This is a genomic window from Aurantimicrobium minutum, assembly GCF_029894165.1.
GTDB classification, from domain to species: domain Bacteria; phylum Actinomycetota; class Actinomycetes; order Actinomycetales; family Microbacteriaceae; genus Aurantimicrobium; species Aurantimicrobium minutum_A.
Map to the genome: position 1 here is coordinate 385,160 of NZ_JARXXU010000001.1, position 18,107 is coordinate 403,266.

Here is an 18,107-nt window from a genome sequence, read left to right on the forward strand (position 1 = left end):
TCATGAGCACCGTCATCGCCGACAAGCCCGACAAGCCCGAGAAATTATTCTTCGGTCAGCCCCGCCAACTCACGACCATTTTTGGCGTGGAGATGTGGGAACGGTTCTCTTTCTACGGCATGCAGGGCATCCTGCTGCTGTACATGTTCTACCCCGTCAGCGAGGGCGGACTGGGAATCGACGTCAAGGTCGCCACGGGCATCGTCGGCGCCTATGGCGGTGGTGTCTATTTGGCCACCATTCTGGGTGCCTGGCTCGCGGACCGCATGTTTGGCAGCGAACGCGTGCTGTTCTATGCCGCCGTCATGGTCATGTTTGGTCACATCGCGCTGGCCGTGTTGCCTGCGTATGCGGGGCTGACCGTCGGTCTGATTCTGATTGCTATTGGTGCCGGCGGCGTTAAGGCCAATGCGACAAGCATTGTGGGCCAGCTCTATGCCCCGGGTGATGTCCGTCGTGATGCCGGTTTCTCGCTCTACTACTTGGGTATCAACCTGGGTGCGTTTGTGGGTCCGTTGGCCACCGGTTTCTTGCAGACCACCTATGGCTTCCACTGGGGCTTCGGATTAGCCGCGGTCGGTATGGCTGCTGGTTTGATCCAGTACACCTTCGGTCGCCGTCGCCTCCCACCACAAACCCGCGTTGTTCCTAACCCGCTGCCCAGCTCGAAGAAGTGGCTGGTCTGGGTTCTTGCCGCTGCGGGCGCAGCAGTCATCGCCCTCTTGGTTCTCTCTGGCGTCATCACGAGTAGCAACCTTGCCACCGTCATCATCATCGTCACTGCGGGTGCGGCGATTGCCTACTTCATCGTGATTTTGGGCAGCAAGCTCATTACCCCCATCGAACGCAACCGCGTGCTGGCCTTCATTCCACTGTTCATAGCCTGCGCTGCCTTCTGGTCTCTTTATCAGCAGCAGTTCACCGTGGTGACGATTTTTGCCAATGACCAGCTGGATCTGAACATCTTTGGCTGGACCATGCCTGTGTCTTGGGTTCAGTCCATTAATCCCATTTTCATTTTGGCTCTCTCCGGGATCTTTGCTGCACTGTGGACCAAGTGGGGCACAAAGCAGCCCAGTACACCCGTGAAGATGGGCCTCGGAACCATCGTGATGGGTCTGGCCTTCCTCATGTTCCTCAGCGTCTACAACGCTGCTCCTCACACCGCACCTCTGCTCATGCTGGTGGGAATTCTGTTTGTGTTCACCATCGCGGAACTTCTTATTTCACCCGTCAGCCTCTCGGTGAGCACCAAGCTGGCACCCACCGCGTTCCGTACTCAGATGGTGGCGCTGCTGTTTCTCTCCAGCGCCTTGGGCACGGCCATGTCGGGCCAGCTTGCCGGTCTCTATGACGAGAAGCACCCCGAGTTGAACTTGGACTACTTCCTTTACTCCGGCCTGGCTGCTATCGCCCTCGGTGTCGTTCTGCTCCTGATTCGCAAGTGGGTTCTCAAGCTCATGGAAGGCGTGCGCTAATGATCACCTCTGAATTCACAGATGCCCATGGCGTCGTCATTACCTATGACGTGTATTCGATTCCAACCCCCCGGGCAGTCGTCCAGATCATGCATGGATTGGGTGATCACGCAGGACGTTATACCCACGTTGCTGCAGCACTGAACTCTGCGGGTTATTCCGTCTATGCGCCTGACCAACGCGGGCATGGTCGCACCGGCGTGCGGCAGTTCGGCGGGGACCTGTCCAAGCTTGGCAAGCTCGGTCCGGGTGGTCTGCGCGCCGCTGTGGCGGACTTCACACAGATGACGAACATCATCCGTGACGAGAACCCGGGTGTGCCCATCGTTCTCCTCGGCCACAGCATGGGTTCTCTGATGGGCCAGATACTGATCAACGAGCATGCCGCAGACTATGCCGCCGTGGTGTTCTCAGGTTCTGCCTATCGCCAGCCCGGTTCAATGAATGCCGGCAAGCTGAACAAGAACTTTGATGCGCCTGGCTGCACCGGGCACGAGTGGCTGAGCCGAGACCCTGCGGTCTGGACTTCCTTCAAGGAGGATCTCTGGACCTTTGAAGCGGACACCCTCAAGCTTTATGGCCTCGCCGATGGCTTACGCCTGTTCGGCAAGCCTTCTCCTCACATGGCACAGGTTCCCCTGCTGCTCATCGTGGGTGAAGACGACCCACTCGGTGGCAAGCCCAGCAACATCAAGCTTGCCGAGAGTTACATCGAGCGTGCAGGACAGGCAGATGTGACCGTGGGAATCTATCCCGAGGCCCGTCACGAAATCTTTAACGAGACCAATAAAGAACAGGTCATCGACGACATGATCTCGTGGATCTCTGAACGGAACGCCGACTAAATAACGCGGCAGGTGTTACCGAGTTCGGCATCAACACCACCCGAGCGGGCATCGTCCACGTAGTCGGGGTGAAGCTCTAACCATTGGGTGACAAACCAGCAGCCTGACGTGACCTTCTTGGTTGTGGTGGCAATAATGTCGTCAATCGCGCGACGAACCAAGATGTTACCCAGGCCTTCACCCCGTCTCGCGGTGGAGATGTAGGTGCCGGTAATCATGATGTCGTTCTCACGAGAGGTGTAGTGAGCAGCACCAATTTCTTCGCCGCCATCCAGAATGACGTATTGGTTACTTCCTGGTTGGTGCACCACTTCAATGCTCATAGAACGAGCCTAGGACGATAACTGCGAGAATGGGCGAATGAGTTCTGTGAGCGGTCGCGTGATCGAGGGAAACAACCTCGAGGTTTTAGCGACCCTTCCGGATGCCACGGCCACGCTGATCTATATCGATCCGCCATTCAACACAGGCCGTGAGCAAAGCCGCAGCAAGGTCACTACTGTCCTTGCTGCCGATGACTCCACCAAAGGCCTTGCCGGCTTTAAAGGCAAGAGCTACGAGCGCACCCGCAGTGACCTGATGAGTTACGACGACCGCTTCGATGACTATTGGGCATTCTTGGAGCCTCGCCTGCGCGAAGCGTGGCGTTTGCTCGCTGACGACGGAACGCTCTACCTCCACCTCGACTACCGCGAAGCTCACTACGCCAAGGTCATGCTTGATGCACTGTTTGGCCGGGAGTCGTTTATCAACGAACTCATCTGGGCTTATGACTATGGCGCGAAGGCGAAAGGTCGCTGGCCCGCCAAGCACGACACCATCTTGGTTTATGTGAAGAACCCCAAGGGCTATTACTTCAACTCGGAAGAAGTAGACCGTGAGCCCTATATGGCACCGGGTCTGGTCACGCCAGAGAAGGCCGCCAAGGGCAAACTTCCCACCGACGTTTGGTGGCACACCATCGTCTCGCCCACGGGCAAAGAGAAGACCGGATATCCGACGCAGAAACCAGAAGGCATTCTGCGCCGCATCATCCAGGCTTCCAGCCGCGAGGGGGACACCGTGATTGATTTCTTTGCCGGCAGTGGCACCACCGGTGCTGTTGCTGCATCATTGGGCCGTCACTTTATTTTGATTGATCAAAACCCTGAAGCGCTCGCCGTGATGCGCAAGCGTTTCGCCCCACTGGAGGGAGTTGTCCGCTTTGAGTAACCACGAACTACCCCGCACCGAAGAAACCCGCGTGAAGCGCCTGCCGGAGAAGCAGGTCTTTGATCGCGCGGCACTGAATGCATTGCTGGATGACGCCATCGTGGGTCACGTGGCCATCGTGCGGGACGGTAAGCCGCTCGTGCTCCCGGTGGGTATTGGTCGTGACGGAGATACTCTGCTTATTCATGGCTCCACCGGTTCGGGACTGTTCCGCGAAATCGCAGACGGCAGACCGTTGACCATTGCAGTCACGCTGCTGGAGGGTCTGGTCTATGCCCGCTCTGCTTTTGAAAGCTCCATGCACTATCGCTCTGCCGTGATTCAGGGCAGTGCAACCCTGGTTGAAGGGGAAGACAAGCTCACCGCGTTGGGGATCTTGACCAACCACATGATGCCGGGGCGCTGGGAAGAAGTTCGTGACACTACCAAGAAGGAACTGGCGGCCACGATGGTGTTGCGCGTCCCCCTGGATGTGGTGAGCGTGAAAATCAGCGACAAGCCTGTCGATGAATTCGAGGACGACGGGGATGACCGTGCGATCTGGGCAGGAATCCTGCCACTGCGCACGGTTGCAGGTGCACCCATTCCTTCGGCCATGACCCCGGAAGGAACTCCGGTTTCTCCTTCGGTGATCGCTCAAACGATCAAGCTGGCTTAACGCATTCTGCCCCGGTGAACCGGGGCAGAGATATTCACGCGGAGTGAACTAAGCGTTGGTCTTCTTTGCAGCTTTTTGTTGCGCCTTACGCTTGTGGGCTTCACGAGCAGCTTCCCGCTCTTCAGCCTGAGCGAGTGCAATCTGACCGGTTGCGGTGCCAGGCTCAACCATGGACCCCATCATGTCTGCCGCACGCTCGGCCAGTAGGGAGGCGTCTTCATCAGCGGCTTCCTGCATGGCGGACTTTTGGCGCAGCGGGGTTGCCTTGAGGAACCAGCTCAAGACGAACGCCACAATGACGACGCCGAGTCCGATCCAGTACACCGTGACCGTTGCATCAGCGAAGCCGACTAAGAACGGCTTAGCTAACGCTTCGTTGGCACCAACCAAGAAGGACGTGTCTCCATCGAGGGCAGTACCCACCGCCGCGGGGTTCTTGTAGACCTCGATGATGGCTGCGTTTGCGGGGTCGGAGGTGATGGTTGGATCAGCCAATGCCTTCGCGACACCCACCGTGATGGACGGTGTGGCAAAAGCGGACTTCAATGCTTCGGGAATGGTGTTGAACAGCACCGAGAACAGAATTGCAGTTCCCGCAGTGCCACCCATGGTGCGGAAGAAGGTGGAAGAGCTGGTGGCCACACCAATGTCTCGAGGGCCGACAGAGTTTTGGCTCGCCACGGTGAGGGTTTGCATGAGTTGACCAAGGCCAATACCCATAAAGAACATGCCGACCATGACAAACCACAGCGGGCTATCCCACGCCAAACGAGTAAACAAGAAGAATCCCAGAACCATGAATGCAGTACCGAGTCGGGGGAACCACTTGTAACTCCCGGTCTTCGCCATGACTTGACCACTGACGATGCTGGCAATCATGAGCCCCAAGATCATGGGCAACATGAGCAGACCGCTCTCGGTGGGTGTAGCACCCTTGACCAGCTGGAGGTAGAGGGGGATGGTCATCATGGCGCCGAACATTCCGAATCCCACGAACACACCCAAGATGGTGGCCATGGAGAATGTCTGGGACTTGAACATCTTCATCGGGATGAGCGCGTCATCTCCCATGGAACGTTCGATCATGACAAACGCGACCGCGGACAGCACGCCAACTAAGTAGCAGGAGATGGACGCTGTGGAGAGCCAGCCCCACTCGCGGCCTTGTTCAGCCACAACCAAGAGCGGAACGGTGGCAGTGATAACCGTGGCAGCACCCCACCAGTCAATGCGAACGCGACGATGAGTTTTGGGCAAGTGCAATGACTTGAGAACGATGGCCAGAGCCACAATTCCGATAGGAACGTTGATCAAGAAGACCCAGCGCCATCCGGTGATCCCCAGAATTTCGGGAGTGCCCGAGAGCACTCCACCAATGAGGGGGCCAATGACAGACGAGACGCCGAAGACGGCGAGGAAGAAACCCTGGTACTTTGCTCGCTCACGTGGTGCGAGCATGTCACCCATGATGGCCAACGGCAGGGCCATCAAACCACCAGCACCAAGGCCCTGAATAGCGCGGTAACCCGCAAGTTCGTACATGGTGTGCGCTGTACCCGCAAGCAGGGAGCCAATCACAAAGATAGAGATCGCGATAATGAACAGCGGGCGACGACCGAAGATGTCGCTGAGCTTGCCGTAGAGCGGTGTCGAGATGGTCGACATGATCATGTAGGCGGTGGTGACCCAGGCCTGGAGTGCCATACCGTCGAGATCATCGGCAATGGTGCGCATCGACGTGCTCACGACGGTTTGGTCGAGAGCGGAGAGGAACATACCGGCCATCAAACCGACCATGACGAGCAGGATTTCCCGCTTGGACATGATCGTTTCGGCTACGGCGGAAGGCTTGGAAGACATAGGCACTACCCTAGCAGTAACTAAAAGTAACTCGAGTACGCATGAGTAACCTAAAACCGATACAGTAAAACTCAATCACCACACGCAATGGCACGAGGAGGGGCTCATGGCGCACGATCAACGCGAAGCAATCCGGGCACTCTGTGCCGGGGATGAGAAAGAACTGTTCTATTCCATCCTCAGCCGCATCGGGGACAAGTGGAGCCTGCTCGTCATGGGTAACCTCGGCAAGAAGGCCGGGCGCTATACCGAACTCCTCGTTGCAACCCCCGGTATTTCTCGTCGAATGCTCACTGTGACACTGCGTCAGCTTGAGCGTGATGGTTTGATCGAACGCGTCGTGCACCCTGATGTGCCGCCTTGGGTGGAATACACCTTGACCGAGCTGGGACGCACTCTGCGCGAACCAGCACTCGCGGTGGCAACCTGGGCTCTGGAACACAAAGATGTCATTGTGAACAGTCGTGCAGCCTATGACGCATCCACTTCGCACCTCTCAGAGGTGGCGAGTTAACCCTCGCTATTCAACCGTGGCGACGGGACCCAGCACGGTCCGCACGTAGTTATATTGCTCCTCCACGCTGGTGGTAAATAGTGACCGACTGAGGGCCTCTGCTGCCGCACTAAACGGATACACGTGCAGGTTGGTGCGGGCCAAGAGGTCGCCAGCAGCGGCCTGTTCGGCTGTCCATTCGTAGTGCATATAGGTCGGGATGAAGCGGGGAGCTTCGATCGTGACGGTGCCATCCTTTTTCTTCACCGCGTCGAATTGTGCAACGCCACCAATGAGCTGAGGAAGTTCCAGCTGAGTGGAAAGTAAGTTACCGATCGAGTACCACACCAAGGTTTGTGCCCCGTTGGCACCTGGGATCCACTCCACGGGCTCGAGCACGTGAGGGCCGGTGCCAATAATGACATCCGCACCGAGTTCCGCAACACGAGCGGCAGCGGCCTGTTGGTTGGCGTTGACGCCGTTGGAATATTCAGTCCCCCAGTGCATGGAGACGAGCACGACGTCTGCTCCGGCATCCGCCTGGGCCATCAGATTCTGCACCAAGCCATCGTTGCCATAGAAGTTCACGCTGTAGTCATTACTGACCGCAGCATTGGAGTATTCGGCAAAAGAGACCAGCGCGAACCGAATACCGTCCACCTCGGTGAACATGACGGTGTTTTGCTCTTCAGGACTGCGGTTCGCTCCGCTGATCAAGAGCGGTGAGATGCTGTCCCACACTGCGCGGGTGCCCTCAATTCCACCCTGACCTTTGTCATTGGAGTGGTTGGTGGCCGTGTTGATGGCATTGCAACCAAAGCTGCTGAGGTCACGAGCAAACTGCTCGGGTGCGTTGAAAGAGGGGTAGCCGGTAATGCCAAAAGCTTCACCAGCACTGGGAACTTCTTGATTACAAAACACAATCCCCGAGGAGGCAATGATCGGCTTCAGGTCGCTGAGAAAAGGGGTGTAGTTATAGGAGCCATCTGCCTGACGGGCTTCTTGGTTCACGGCATCGTGGGGAAGCATGTCCCCCATAGCTGAGACGGTCACCCGCGTATCTGTTGGTGTCGGAGTAGGTGTGGCAGTGACCTCGGGAGAGCTACTCGAGCGGGGAGCGGCAACAGGCGCGGCCGGCTGAGCTGAGGTGGCCAGTGCCCAGACACCCACGCCAGCGACCACGAGGAGTATGGCAATCACCCCAACAATGGTTCGACGACGAGTCAAACTGAGCCCGCGCCATCTACTTCCACCCATTCCCTCATGCTAGCCGCGGTACTGTGGAGCACGTGGTGACAAGGCGGGTGTGGGCAACAACGGTGGTGGGCTATGCCTTGATCACCGGATTGCTCTTTGCGGGCTGCTCAGCAGCCCCAGAAACTGAGCCGACAGCGAAGCTCACCGTTACCCCAAGTGCTGACGCTGTTGTTTCTGCAACTCCCACGGCCCTATTTAATCGGACGGTACTGTCCCTCGATGACCCCATGTCGATCTGGGTCGTGAGCAACAAGCATCGCTCCCTCAACCCCGCCGAATTTGTGCCCAGTGATCTCTCGACTGTGGCAGGGGTACCCAACGAATTTAGTCAGCCACTGCGGGAACCGGCAGCACGGGCCGTGGAGCAACTCTACGCAGCAGCCCAATCTCAGGGGGTGAACTTCGGCATCATTAGTGCCTACCGTGACTACAACACCCAAGTGGCGCTTTATAACAAGTACGTCAACCGAGACGGCCAAGAAGCAGCAGACACTTACTCTGCCCGGCCAGGACACTCCGAACATCAGACCGGACTCGCCGTCGACTTCGACGATGGCGGCTCCTGTTATCTCACCGCGTGCTTCGAATCGACCGCGGCTGGCCAATGGCTAGCAACTCACGCTTATGAATATGGTTTTGTGCTGCGCTATCCCGCAGGCAAGGAAGCGATAACGGGCTTCACGTATGAACCATGGCACTTCAGATACGTAGGTGTGGAACTCGCTACCGAGATGCACAACACCGGCATTCAGACGCTCGAGGAATTCTTCGGCCTGGACGCGGCACCGAGCTATAAATAGCAGCAGATTTGCTTAGGCATTGAGCGCAGCGTCCACGATTTTCTTCGCTTCAGCCTGCACCAGCTTGAGGTGCTCTGGCCCCTTGAACGATTCCGCATAGATTTTGTAGACGTCCTCGGTTCCCGAGGGGCGTGCAGCAAACCACGCAAACTCGGTTTCCACCTTCACGCCACCAATAGCTTCGCCATTGCCGGGGGCGTGAGAGAGCTTCGCAATGATGGGATCGCCGGCAAGCTCTGAGGCGGTGATGTCGTCACCGCTGAGCTTGCCGAGGCGAGCCTTGGCTTCGCGGTTGGCGGGGGCATCGACGCGTTCATAGGCCGGGTCGCCGAAACGCTCGGTCAGCTCCCGGTAAAGAACGGAAGGACTCTTGCCGGTGACGGCAATAATCTCTGCAGCCAGAAGCGCCAGAATGATGCCGTCTTTGTCCGTGGTCCACACGGTGCCATCGTGTCGCAGGAAGGACGCTCCCGCGCTTTCTTCGCCACCGAAACCAACCGAGCCATCGACCAGGCCAGGCACAAACCACTTGAAACCCACAGGGACTTCCCACAGCACACGGCCGAGACCATCAGCGACGAAGTTAATCATGGAACTGGACACCAGTGTCTTGCCGATGCGCGCATCGTCACGCCAGCCGGGACGGTGGGCGAACAGGTATTCAATGGCGACAGCGAGGTAGTGGTTGGGATTCATCAACCCACCATCGGGCGTCACGATGCCGTGGCGGTCCGCGTCGGCATCGTTGCCGGTCAGCACATCAAAGTCAGCACGTTTGGCAATGAGGGACGCCATCGCGTTCGGGCTCGAAGGGTCCATGCGGATCTTCTCATCCCAGTCCAGAGTCATGAAGGCCCAGGCAGGGTCTACTTCTGGGTTTACGACTGTGAGGTTCAGGCCATAGCGCTCCTGGATGGCAGCCCAGTAGGCAACAGAAGCACCACCGAGAGGGTCGGCGCCTATGCGAACACCGGATTCGGCGATGACCTGCATGTTGATCACGTTCTCGAGGTCAGCAACGTAGTGCTCGAGGAAGTCGTAGTCCTCGGCGGCGCCTTCAGGGTTGGTGCGTTTAACATCAACCAGCCCTCCCTCGATGAGCTTGTTGGCCCGGGCGGCAATCCAGTTGGTGGCGGAACCATCCGCAGGACCGCCGTGTGGGGGGTTGTATTTGAAACCACCATCTTGTGGAGGGTTGTGACTAGGAGTGACCACAATGCCGTCAGCTTCATCGGCATGCCCCGCCTTGTTATAGGCCAAAATCGCGTGGGAAATCGAAGGCGTCGGGGTGAAACCATCACGGGAGTCTGTGAGCACACGGACCCCGTTGGCAACGAGTACTTCCAGAGCCGTTTCTTGTGCGGGACGGCTCAGACCGTGGGTGTCTGCCCCCATAAAGAGAGGCCCTGTGATGCCCTGCAGGGCACGGTATTCCACAATGGCCTGGGTGGTGGCGAGGATGTGCTGTTCATTGAAAGCTGCGTTGAGGGAAGATCCGCGGTGCCCGCTGGTGCCAAAAACGACGCGTTGTTCGGGCACGTTCATATCCGGGGTGAGGTCGTAATACGCCTTCACGAGGGCATCGATATCGATGAGATCGGAGGGGAGAGCCTGGGTTCCTGCGCGGTTGGTCACCAGACCAGTTTGCCAGTGCCGGTAGCATTTGGGACATGGGTTCTTCAGAAAAAGTAACGACAGCACCGGCGTATAGCTATCTCGGTCCTGCCGGCACCTTTACTGAGGCTGCCCTGGCGCAGGTCCCCGCCGCTGCGGGTCAGACTTGGCACTCGGTCAATAATGTCGGCGAAGCACTCGCTGATGTTGTCTCGGGGCGCTCTGTCGCGGCCATGATTGCGATTGAAAATTCAGTGGAAGGTGGCGTCACTGCCACGCAGGACGCCTTGGCCAACATTCCCAACCTGCGCATCATGGGGGAATACCTCGTGCCCGTGGCCTTCGACCTCGTTGCGCCGAAGGGCACCACCCTGGCAGACGTGAACGTTGTCAACGCGCATCCGGTTGCCTATGCACAGTGCCGCGGTTGGTTGGAAAAGAACCTCCCACATCACGGTCACATTCCCTCCTCCAGTAATGTGGCAGCTGCGGCCAGTCTGTTAGAAACAGACACCGCAGATGCAGCGATTGCGCCTGCAGGTATTGCCCGTCACTACGACGTGGAGGTTCTTGCTTCTGGAATCGCAGACAACCCCAATGCCGTCACCCGCTTCGTGCTGGTGAGCAAGACCACCGAGTTGCCAGCGCCTACCGGGTCCGATAAGACCAGCCTCATCGTGGAATTGCCTGACGACCGTGCCGGTGCTCTGCTGGAAATGCTGGAACAGTTCGCTACTCGCGGCGTGAACCTGACCCTGATTCAGTCGCGTCCCATTGGTGACGAATTCGGTCGCTACCGCTTCGTCATTGACGCTGAAGGCCACGCTCGTGACGAGCGTGTGGCTGATGCACTCCTGGGTCTTCGTCGCTTCAGCCCCAAGGTAATCTTCTTGGGTTCTTACCCTCGCGCAGACAAAGAGCAGACACAGCATTCCTCCCGCTATGCCGATGATGTGTTCACGGATGCTCGAGACTGGCTTGCGGAGATACTCGGCGACTAGTCACCGTAAACTGGGGGAGTGATTGACCCCGTATTGCTGCGCGAAAACCCTGACGTTATCCGAGCCTCCCAAGTGGCTCGCGGTTCAGACCCCAGTTTTGTCGATGTTGCGTTAGATGCTGATGCTGCACGTCGTGCTGCCTTGGCCCAGTTTGAAGAACTGCGTGCCGAGCAGAACGTGTTCAGCAAGAAGGTGGGACAGGCACAAGGCGATGAGAAGAAGGCCCTTCTGGCCGAGGTTGCACAGCTTGCAGCCAAAGTAAAAGAGGCCAACGCTGCTGCCAACGCAGCAGATGAGGCCTACACCGAGGCAGCTCGCAAAATTCAGAACCCGATCATTGACGGTATTCCTGCCGGCGGGGAAGACAACTTCGTCACCCTGCGTGAAGTGGGCACCATCCCCACCTTCGATTTTGAGCCCAAGGACCACCTGGAGCTCGGCGAAAGCCTCGGTGCTATCGATATGGCGCGGGGCACCAAGGTTTCCGGAGCACGTTTTTACTTCCTTAGAGGCATCGGTGCGCGTCTCGAACTCGCCCTGATGAACCTCGCACTTGACCGCGCACTGGAAGCTGGCTTTATTCCTCTCATTACTCCCACACTCGTGCGCCCCGACATCATGCAGGGCACCGGCTTCCTGGGAGAGCACTCGGATGAGATCTACTACCTCCCCGCAGATGACCTCTACTTGACCGGGACAAGTGAAGTCGCGCTCGCCGGGTACCACTCCGACGAAATCATTGACCTGGCTGAGGGCCCCCTGCGTTATGCCGGGTGGTCTACTTGCTACCGCCGCGAGGCTGGATCAAGCGGCAAGGACACTCGCGGGATTATTCGCGTGCATCAGTTCAACAAGCTCGAGATGTTTGTGTACACCCTGCCCGAAGAAGCCGAAGCAGAGCACGACCGCCTCGTGGCCTGGCAAGAAGGCATGCTGCAGTCTCTCGGTCTGAGCTACCGCGTCATCGATGTGGCTGCCGGAGACCTGGGCTCCAGTGCAGCCCGCAAGTTCGACATTGAAGCCTGGGTACCCACCCAGGGTGCGTTCCGAGAACTCACCAGCACCTCGAACTGCACGACCTACCAGTCACGTCGCCTGGAAACTCGCTACCGCACAGAGAGCGGGAAGACCGCTCCGGTTGCGACCCTGAACGGAACCCTCGCCACCACGCGCTGGCTGGTTGCGATTCTGGAAACACACCAGCAGGCTGATGGCTCAGTCATCGTTCCCGAAGCACTTCGCCCCTACCTCGGCGGCCTGTCTGTGATTACTCCGGTGGGCGTCTAAGTGTCGACCGTGACGCAGGTTCCAGAAGACGAGCGTTGGCTCGTTGCGCTCGACGTGGATGGCACCCTGCTGACCCACCGCGGGGACGTTGCTCCCGAGGTCGTTGCAGAAGTTAAGGCCATTGCTGCTCGTGGACACGAAGTGATGTTGGCCACCGGCCGCTCCTTGGTCGAGACCATCCCCGTGCTCCGTCAACTGAACATCTGGCCCGAATACGTTGTCTGCTCTAACGGGGCGATGCTTTTGAAGCGTGATCCTCTGGCCGGCAACGGGTATGTCACGCACCGCGTGGAGACCTTTAACCCCGAACGTGCCTTGCGTCTGATTAAAGAGCACCTGCCGGCAGGCAAGTATGCGGTCGAGGATGAGTTTGGCAACTACTACTACACCGAACCCATCCCGGGCGTAGACCCCAACTTGCTCTCCCACCAAGTGAAGTTCGAGGACATGCTGTCGCTGAATGCCACGCGTGTTGTCGTGGTGTCGCCCGACCATGACACCGAAGAGTTTCTCTCAGTGGTGAACCGCATCGGTTTGCAGCGCGTGACCTATGCCATCGGCTGGGCTGCCTGGTTGGACGTCGCTCCGGAGGGCGTCAGCAAAGCATCCGCCCTGGAGCAGGTTCGCGAAGCCCTGGGTTTCCCCCGCGCACGCATCTTTGCTGCCGGGGATGGCAACAACGACATTCAGATGCTCACCTGGGCAGGTGAACTCGGTCGCGGAGTTGCCATGGGCAACGCCGACCAAGATGTGAAAGATGTGGCTAGCGAAGTGTGTGGAGATGTGGCCAATCTCGGTCTCCTGGACGCACTGAAAACTCTGCCCTAATTCCACTCAGGGCTTTCGCAGGAAGCTCTGAAAGCCTAGAACCTGACAGTCCGGTAGACTCATCCAGTTGAATTCTTCGGAATTCAACATGGAGGGCTGTCCGAGCGGCCGAAGGAGCTGGTCTTGAAAACCAGTGTGCAGCAATGTACCGTGGGTTCGAATCCCACGCCCTCCGCCAGAGTCGCCCAAGTTCCGTAAACCGATCGGGGTAGGTATGAGCGAAGAGAAGCGTCCACGTGCGCGTCGCATCGCCACGCCCTCCTCTGCCGTTCGACACGGACAAATAGCTCCCACCTCTCGTCGCCGCAGTCTGCTTGGTGTGATTGGTGGCGGTCTCGCAGTCGTTCTCATTGCTGTTGCCTCGATTGCCGGCATCGCATTCTGGGATATCGCCCGCAGTGCAAATGCCGGTATTGCCTTGGCAAACGATCAAAAGATTCCTGACATCGGCGCCATCGAGGGCGGCGTGAACTTCCTCTTAGTTGGTTCTGACTCCCGTGAAGGCACAGACCCTGGCGTCTTTGATGAGGACCCCGGCAGCACCCTCAACGACGTGAACATTGTTCTTCACATCTCGGCTGACCACACCAACGCCACCATCATTTCCATTCCCCGCGACCTCGTCGTGCGCTATCCCGAATGTCCTGATGTGGACGGTGACGGCTATGGCGGAGGCGGATGGACAGGGCCCATTAACGCCTCCTTGAACGAAGGTGGCCTTCCCTGTGTTGTGCTCACCGTAGAAGAACTCACAGGCCTCAGCATTCCGTTCGCTGCCATGATCCAGTTCAACGGCGTCATCGAAATGGCCAACGCTGTTGGCGGTGTTGAAGTGTGTGTGGCCGAGCCCATCGAAGACGAATACACCCAGACCTTCCTCGACGCTGGAATGCACACCCTCTCCGGTCTCCAAGCACTTCAGTTCCTCCGCACCCGTCATGGCGTGGGTGACGGAAGTGACCTTGGCCGTATTAGTAACCAACAGGTGTTCCTGTCTTCCCTCGTTCGCAAACTGAAAAGTGCGCAGACCCTGACCAACCCTGTTGCTCTCTTCGGTCTGGCCAAGGCCGCCATCTCTAACATGACCTTGTCGAACTCGCTCAACAGCATGGACACCATGGTGTCTATTGCGATGGCGCTCAAGGACATCCCGCTTGAGAACGTGGTCTTTATCCAGTACCCGGGCACCACCGGTGGCGAGGGTGTCTATGCGGGCAAGGTTCAGCCTGACCAGGCTGCAGCAGATGCCATCTTTGCGGCCATTCTTGCCGACCAGCCTGTTGGCTTGAGCGGTGGAACGGGGAACGGTTCTGTCGCTGACCCTGAGGCGGAAGCCAAGGCTGCTGCGGCAGCAGAGGCTGCCGCAAAGGAAGCCGCCAAGGCTGCGAAGGCGTCACCGACGCCGAGCACCTCCTCCTCCGCATCCTCGAGTGCAGCAGCACAGCCCGCAGAAGCTGCCACCCCAGCACCCACTGTTGCCGTGCTTCCAGACACCGTCAACGGACAGACCGCAAACGACTACACCTGCTCTGCTGGCCGCACGCTCGACCAGCAATAACGCCCGATTATTACCGGGTAAATAGTGCCGGTATGATTGCACAGGTGCTTATGTTTACGCATGAGCGCATGGAGACGTCGCATAGTTCGGCCTAGTGCACCACCCTGCTAAGGTGGAGTCCTCGTAAGGGGACCGCGGGTTCAAATCCCGCCGTCTCCGCCAAGAACATCGCCCGGTCAGGGCGATTTCTTTTTTCGGCGGGTGGGGGCCTGCTCTTGTATTTGCCCCATCGGAGTCGGAGACTGTCATCATGCGTAGAACTGCTTCAGCCCATGTCGTGCTGCATGCCAAAGACCCTGCGCGCCTCATCATGTCTATCGCGGTGGCAGATAAAGACAATGCCGAAGAAAGCTTCATCGTTCGCCAAGACGAAGTTGATGTTCCGGTTCGAGAGATCCTGGACCAGCACGGTGCCCGCCTCCACATCGCCGATGTTGACTCCGGTCGTATTACGGTCGGCTATGACGCCGTCATCACCGGACAAACCCCGCCCCCGATGGTCGAGGAATCTGAACTTATTCACTACCTCCGCCAGAGCCGTTATTGCGAGTCGGACCAGCTGGGCAATGTGGCCCGGGCGGAGTTTGGCGGTATGAGCGGTGTTGACTTAGTCAACGGCGTGCGTGACTGGGTGTTTAGTCAGCTCAGCTATATCCCCGGCACCAGTCGTTCCTCGGATGGTGCGCTCCACACCCTGATCGCGCGTCACGGAGTCTGCCGCGACTTTGCTCATTTGAACATTGCGCTGCTGCGCGCGCTGGATGTTCCCGCACGTCTTGTTTCCACCTATGCCCCGGGTGTGACGCCCATGGATTTCCATGCTGTCACGGAAGCGTTCATTGACGGCTCCTGGCATGTGTTTGATTCCACCGGCCGTGCACCACGTCACACCTTGATGCGCATCGCGACGGGTCGAGATGCTGCAGATACGGCGTGGTTGACCGTGATGGGTGGCCAGGTGAACTTTGGTTCGCTCACGGTTGCCGCTCAGGCTGATGATTTCCAGGATGACAATCACGCAGACCTGGTCAACCTCTCGACCTAGTGGGAACTCACGTGCTCGATTTTTCGAGACAGTTCAGCCCTGCTATGCTTTCAAAGTTGTTTTCAACACTGCGCCCGTAGCTCAACGGATAGAGCATCTGACTACGGATCAGAAGGTTGGGGGTTCGAATCCCTCCGGGCGCACACATTTCTTGCTTCTTCTCCTCGGTGAACATTCCCGGGATTGTGGGTTTCGGTGTTACCTGACTTTTTCGATTGCGATCTCGAACAGCTTCGCTATCGGGTAGCAGAACTCGATGCTTATGCAGTGGCTTCCGAGCACAATCATCCTGAACTCGAGGTAATCCGAGACCGTGTGTTTGCCTTAGGCGGTTCCGAAGATGAGCCCTGGAACAATTACCACTTGGTAAGAAATGAGTATGATCGCAGGGCCGCGGAAGAGTTTGATTTGGGTCAGTAGCCCACCGAGCTCACCCCGGTTAGGGCAAAGGCCCTTTGCGGGCAACCACTTCCGCAAAAAGCGCATGCACAAGTGGCACCGCTGAAACAATCAGCATCCAGGTCCCCAGAACGCTATGGCGATCAATCACAATGAGCCCACCGATAAACAGCACTCCAAAGAGCACCGCCGAGATAACCCGTCTCACGCTTCTGTTCAGCGTGGATGTGCGACGCTCCAGCTCCGGATTACGCAGCGTCAATTGACCCGCTTCCGCGCGGCTAATGAGTGAGTCCACACGCTTGGGGAGGCGGGTGAGCAAAGCAAAGTTTGAGAGACCGTCCTTGAGGAAGGCCTGAATAACATTGCCGCCCTCCGCTCGGATGAGCTTGGCCGAGTAAGGCTCAATCGCGTTCCAGATATTGAACTGGGGGTTGACCGAACTACAGACTCCAGACGTGAGCGAGATAGCGCGGACGACGAGGAGGAAGTTCTCGGGGAACTGGAACGGCAGCGCACGAATAATGTCCGTGAATTCAGAGGCAAAGGCGCGGAATTCCCGGGGGTCAACTTTCTGCAGTTCCACAAAGCTCACGCCACCAAAACGGTCGAATACTTTGGTCAGTGCTCGCTCGAGTTCCACGGTGTCCGCACTGGGCATGAGCACACCGATCTCGCGCATGCCATCGACCATGCCCGCGCCATCGCGGGAAGCTGCTGCAATCACCGTGGTGCGGAGGGCGCGACCCAAGCTGGAGGGAACCTCGCCCATCATGCCGAAGTCGATAAACGTCATGCGCCAGGTCAGCCCATTGGCATCGGGCTCTGGCAGGGGCTGAATAAAGACATTGCCGGGGTGGGGATCGGCATGGAAGAAGTTGTGAATGAAGACCTGGTCAAACATGATCGCAGCGAACTCGTTGGCCACGTCTGCAGGATCAATACCGGCTGCTCGTAGTGCGGGCAGGTCGGTGATCTTGATGTCGGTGACATCTTCTTGGGTGAGCACTCGACGCGTCGTGCGCTCCCAGGCAACCGCGGGAACACGAACTCGGGGGTTGTCCGCAAAGTTTGCCGCAAAGCGCTCTGCGTTGGCAGCTTCGTTGAGGTAGTCGATTTCTTCGAGGCAGGTGGCCGCAAACTCGGCCATGAGTGCAGGAGCATCAGCTCGGCGGTTGACCAAACTGATTCTGCTGAGCCATCCGGCAATCTTGCCCAGCGCACGGAGGTCGACGTCCACGATGGTGTCGATGCCGGGGCGTTGAATCTTGATCACGACATCGGTCAAACCCGCAGCGTCAGCCTCAGCTGGAGAGAGCACAGCACGGTGGACTTGTCCGAGGGACGCAGCTGCCAGGGGCTCGGGATCTACGAAGCTAAAGATGCTCTCGAGAGGGACACCCAGTTCGCGCTCTGCGAGGGCACGAATTGCGGCGAAGGGCACGGCAGGGACTTCGTCCTGCAGCCCTTCTAATTCTCGAGTAATTTCCGGCGGGAGGACATCCAGACGCGTGGACATGAACTGTCCGAGCTTTATCAGTAGTCCGCTGAGGTCCAGCGCTAGCCGCTGGAAACTTCGGGCAATGATCTTGAGGCGGCGCTGCCTGGTTTTGTTGGCAATGACTCGAAGACCCAATCGGGGCAGTACAAGCTCATACCACCAGAGGGATGCGAGGTGTCTAGACGCGAATCGGAGGATGCGTCTATACCGCGCTCTGGAGGCGCGAGCCGACATCGGCTCGCTTGCTAGACCAGAGTTGGGACTTCCCACC

General features: G+C 58.1%; 16 protein-coding genes and 3 tRNA genes. 14 read left to right on the top strand and 5 right to left on the bottom strand.

The annotated features are described in order from the left end of the window. Nucleotides 1–2 precede the first annotated feature (2 nt). Both M2119_RS02015 and M2119_RS02020 read left to right on the top strand, forming a co-directional pair. On the top strand, nucleotides 3–1,478 hold the full coding sequence (locus M2119_RS02015) for a peptide MFS transporter (protein WP_280803308.1): 1,476 nt from the start codon (nucleotides 3–5) through the stop codon (nucleotides 1,476–1,478). After that, nucleotides 1,478–2,323 (top strand): alpha/beta fold hydrolase, encoded by an 846-nt coding sequence (locus M2119_RS02020; RefSeq protein ID WP_280803309.1) that lies wholly within the window; start codon nucleotides 1,478–1,480, stop codon nucleotides 2,321–2,323. Before M2119_RS02015 ends, M2119_RS02020 begins: the two co-directional genes overlap by 1 nt. Here the strand turns inward: M2119_RS02020 and M2119_RS02025 are convergent. Beyond that, on the bottom strand, nucleotides 2,320–2,646 hold the full coding sequence (locus M2119_RS02025) for a GNAT family N-acetyltransferase (RefSeq protein ID WP_280803310.1): 327 nt from the start codon (nucleotides 2,644–2,646) through the stop codon (nucleotides 2,320–2,322). The two genes, M2119_RS02020 and M2119_RS02025, sit on opposite strands and share 4 nt — an antisense overlap. A gap of 37 nt (nucleotides 2,647–2,683) precedes the next feature. Here M2119_RS02025 and M2119_RS02030 point away from each other — a divergent pair, with 37 nt between their 5' ends. Next, the gene (locus M2119_RS02030) at nucleotides 2,684–3,535 is read left to right on the top strand and encodes a DNA-methyltransferase (protein WP_280803311.1); all 852 of its coding nucleotides are present in this window, start codon (nucleotides 2,684–2,686) and stop codon (nucleotides 3,533–3,535) included. Continuing rightward, entirely contained in the window at nucleotides 3,528–4,193 is a 666-nt protein-coding gene (locus tag M2119_RS02035) for a pyridoxamine 5'-phosphate oxidase family protein (RefSeq protein ID WP_280803312.1), read from the top strand. Before M2119_RS02030 ends, M2119_RS02035 begins: the two co-directional genes overlap by 8 nt. Nucleotides 4,194–4,241: 48 nt before the next feature. On the opposite strand, the gene M2119_RS02040 is transcribed toward M2119_RS02035, so the two are convergent. Continuing rightward, the gene (locus M2119_RS02040) at nucleotides 4,242–6,053 is read right to left on the bottom strand and encodes an MDR family MFS transporter (protein ID WP_280803313.1); all 1,812 of its coding nucleotides are present in this window, start codon (nucleotides 6,051–6,053) and stop codon (nucleotides 4,242–4,244) included. A 106-nt stretch (nucleotides 6,054–6,159) separates the two neighbouring features. On the opposite strand from M2119_RS02040, the gene M2119_RS02045 reads away from it, so the two are divergent. Beyond that, the gene (locus tag M2119_RS02045; protein ID WP_280803314.1) at nucleotides 6,160–6,567 is read left to right on the top strand and encodes a winged helix-turn-helix transcriptional regulator; all 408 of its coding nucleotides are present in this window, start codon (nucleotides 6,160–6,162) and stop codon (nucleotides 6,565–6,567) included. 6 nt (nucleotides 6,568–6,573) lie between these two features. Here M2119_RS02045 and M2119_RS02050 read toward each other — a convergent pair whose 3' ends face one another. Beyond that, a complete protein-coding gene (locus M2119_RS02050; protein WP_280803315.1) occupies nucleotides 6,574–7,803 on the bottom strand; it encodes a CapA family protein in 1,230 nt (409 codons plus the stop codon). 23 nt (nucleotides 7,804–7,826) lie between these two features. Here M2119_RS02050 and M2119_RS02055 point away from each other — a divergent pair, with 23 nt between their 5' ends. Continuing rightward, nucleotides 7,827–8,603 (top strand): M15 family metallopeptidase, encoded by a 777-nt coding sequence (locus M2119_RS02055; RefSeq protein WP_280803316.1) that lies wholly within the window; start codon nucleotides 7,827–7,829, stop codon nucleotides 8,601–8,603. 12 nt (nucleotides 8,604–8,615) lie between these two features. On the opposite strand, the gene pgm is transcribed toward M2119_RS02055, so the two are convergent. Further along, on the bottom strand, nucleotides 8,616–10,238 hold the full coding sequence (gene pgm, locus M2119_RS02060; RefSeq protein ID WP_280803317.1) for a phosphoglucomutase (alpha-D-glucose-1,6-bisphosphate-dependent): 1,623 nt from the start codon (nucleotides 10,236–10,238) through the stop codon (nucleotides 8,616–8,618). A gap of 35 nt (nucleotides 10,239–10,273) precedes the next feature. On the opposite strand from pgm, the gene pheA reads away from it, so the two are divergent. The 8 genes from pheA to M2119_RS02100 all read left to right on the top strand — a co-directional run bounded on the left by pheA (nucleotide 10,274) and on the right by M2119_RS02100 (nucleotide 16,079). Then, a complete protein-coding gene (gene pheA, locus M2119_RS02065) occupies nucleotides 10,274–11,218 on the top strand; it encodes a prephenate dehydratase (protein WP_280803318.1) in 945 nt (314 codons plus the stop codon). Between the two features lie 18 nt (nucleotides 11,219–11,236). Then, entirely contained in the window at nucleotides 11,237–12,505 is a 1,269-nt protein-coding gene (gene serS, locus M2119_RS02070; RefSeq protein WP_280803319.1) for a serine--tRNA ligase, read from the top strand. Beyond that, nucleotides 12,506–13,333, top strand: a complete 828-nt coding sequence (locus M2119_RS02075; protein WP_280803320.1) for an HAD family hydrolase — start codon at nucleotides 12,506–12,508, stop codon at nucleotides 13,331–13,333. It begins immediately after the preceding gene. 90 nt (nucleotides 13,334–13,423) lie between these two features. Beyond that, nucleotides 13,424–13,511 (top strand) — tRNA-Ser (locus M2119_RS02080). A gap of 36 nt (nucleotides 13,512–13,547) precedes the next feature. Continuing rightward, complete coding sequence (locus M2119_RS02085) at nucleotides 13,548–14,891, top strand: LCP family protein (protein WP_280803321.1); 1,344 nt, start codon at nucleotides 13,548–13,550, stop codon at nucleotides 14,889–14,891. 70 nt (nucleotides 14,892–14,961) lie between these two features. After that, a tRNA-Ser gene (locus tag M2119_RS02090) sits at nucleotides 14,962–15,053 on the top strand. Nucleotides 15,054–15,141: 88 nt separating this feature from the next. After that, complete coding sequence (locus M2119_RS02095) at nucleotides 15,142–15,936, top strand: transglutaminase-like domain-containing protein (protein WP_280803322.1); 795 nt, start codon at nucleotides 15,142–15,144, stop codon at nucleotides 15,934–15,936. Between the two features lie 70 nt (nucleotides 15,937–16,006). Continuing rightward, nucleotides 16,007–16,079: transfer RNA gene (locus M2119_RS02100), tRNA-Arg, on the top strand. A gap of 296 nt (nucleotides 16,080–16,375) precedes the next feature. Here the strand turns inward: M2119_RS02100 and M2119_RS02105 are convergent. Beyond that, the gene (locus M2119_RS02105; protein WP_280803323.1) at nucleotides 16,376–18,070 is read right to left on the bottom strand and encodes an ABC1 kinase family protein; all 1,695 of its coding nucleotides are present in this window, start codon (nucleotides 18,068–18,070) and stop codon (nucleotides 16,376–16,378) included. Between the last annotated feature and the right edge of the window lie 37 nt (nucleotides 18,071–18,107).

What these genes read in the sequence shown, in the direction of transcription:
- M2119_RS02015 (WP_280803308.1), top strand. Translation starts at nt 3, where the DNA reads ATGAGCACCGTCATCGCCGACAAGCCCGACAAGCCCGAGAAATTATTC.
- M2119_RS02020 (WP_280803309.1), top strand. Translation starts at nt 1,478, where the DNA reads ATGATCACCTCTGAATTCACAGATGCCCATGGCGTCGTCATTACCTAT.
- M2119_RS02025 (WP_280803310.1), bottom strand. Translation starts at nt 2,646, where the DNA reads ATGAGCATTGAAGTGGTGCACCAACCAGGAAGTAACCAATACGTCATT.
- M2119_RS02030 (WP_280803311.1), top strand. Translation starts at nt 2,684, where the DNA reads ATGAGTTCTGTGAGCGGTCGCGTGATCGAGGGAAACAACCTCGAGGTT.
- M2119_RS02040 (WP_280803313.1), bottom strand. Translation starts at nt 6,053, where the DNA reads ATGTCTTCCAAGCCTTCCGCCGTAGCCGAAACGATCATGTCCAAGCGG.
- M2119_RS02045 (WP_280803314.1), top strand. Translation starts at nt 6,160, where the DNA reads ATGGCGCACGATCAACGCGAAGCAATCCGGGCACTCTGTGCCGGGGAT.
- M2119_RS02050 (WP_280803315.1), bottom strand. Translation starts at nt 7,803, where the DNA reads ATGGGTGGAAGTAGATGGCGCGGGCTCAGTTTGACTCGTCGTCGAACC.
- pheA (WP_280803318.1), top strand. Translation starts at nt 10,274, where the DNA reads ATGGGTTCTTCAGAAAAAGTAACGACAGCACCGGCGTATAGCTATCTC.
- M2119_RS02085 (WP_280803321.1), top strand. Translation starts at nt 13,548, where the DNA reads ATGAGCGAAGAGAAGCGTCCACGTGCGCGTCGCATCGCCACGCCCTCC.
- M2119_RS02095 (WP_280803322.1), top strand. Translation starts at nt 15,142, where the DNA reads ATGCGTAGAACTGCTTCAGCCCATGTCGTGCTGCATGCCAAAGACCCT.
- M2119_RS02105 (WP_280803323.1), bottom strand. Translation starts at nt 18,070, where the DNA reads ATGTCGGCTCGCGCCTCCAGAGCGCGGTATAGACGCATCCTCCGATTC.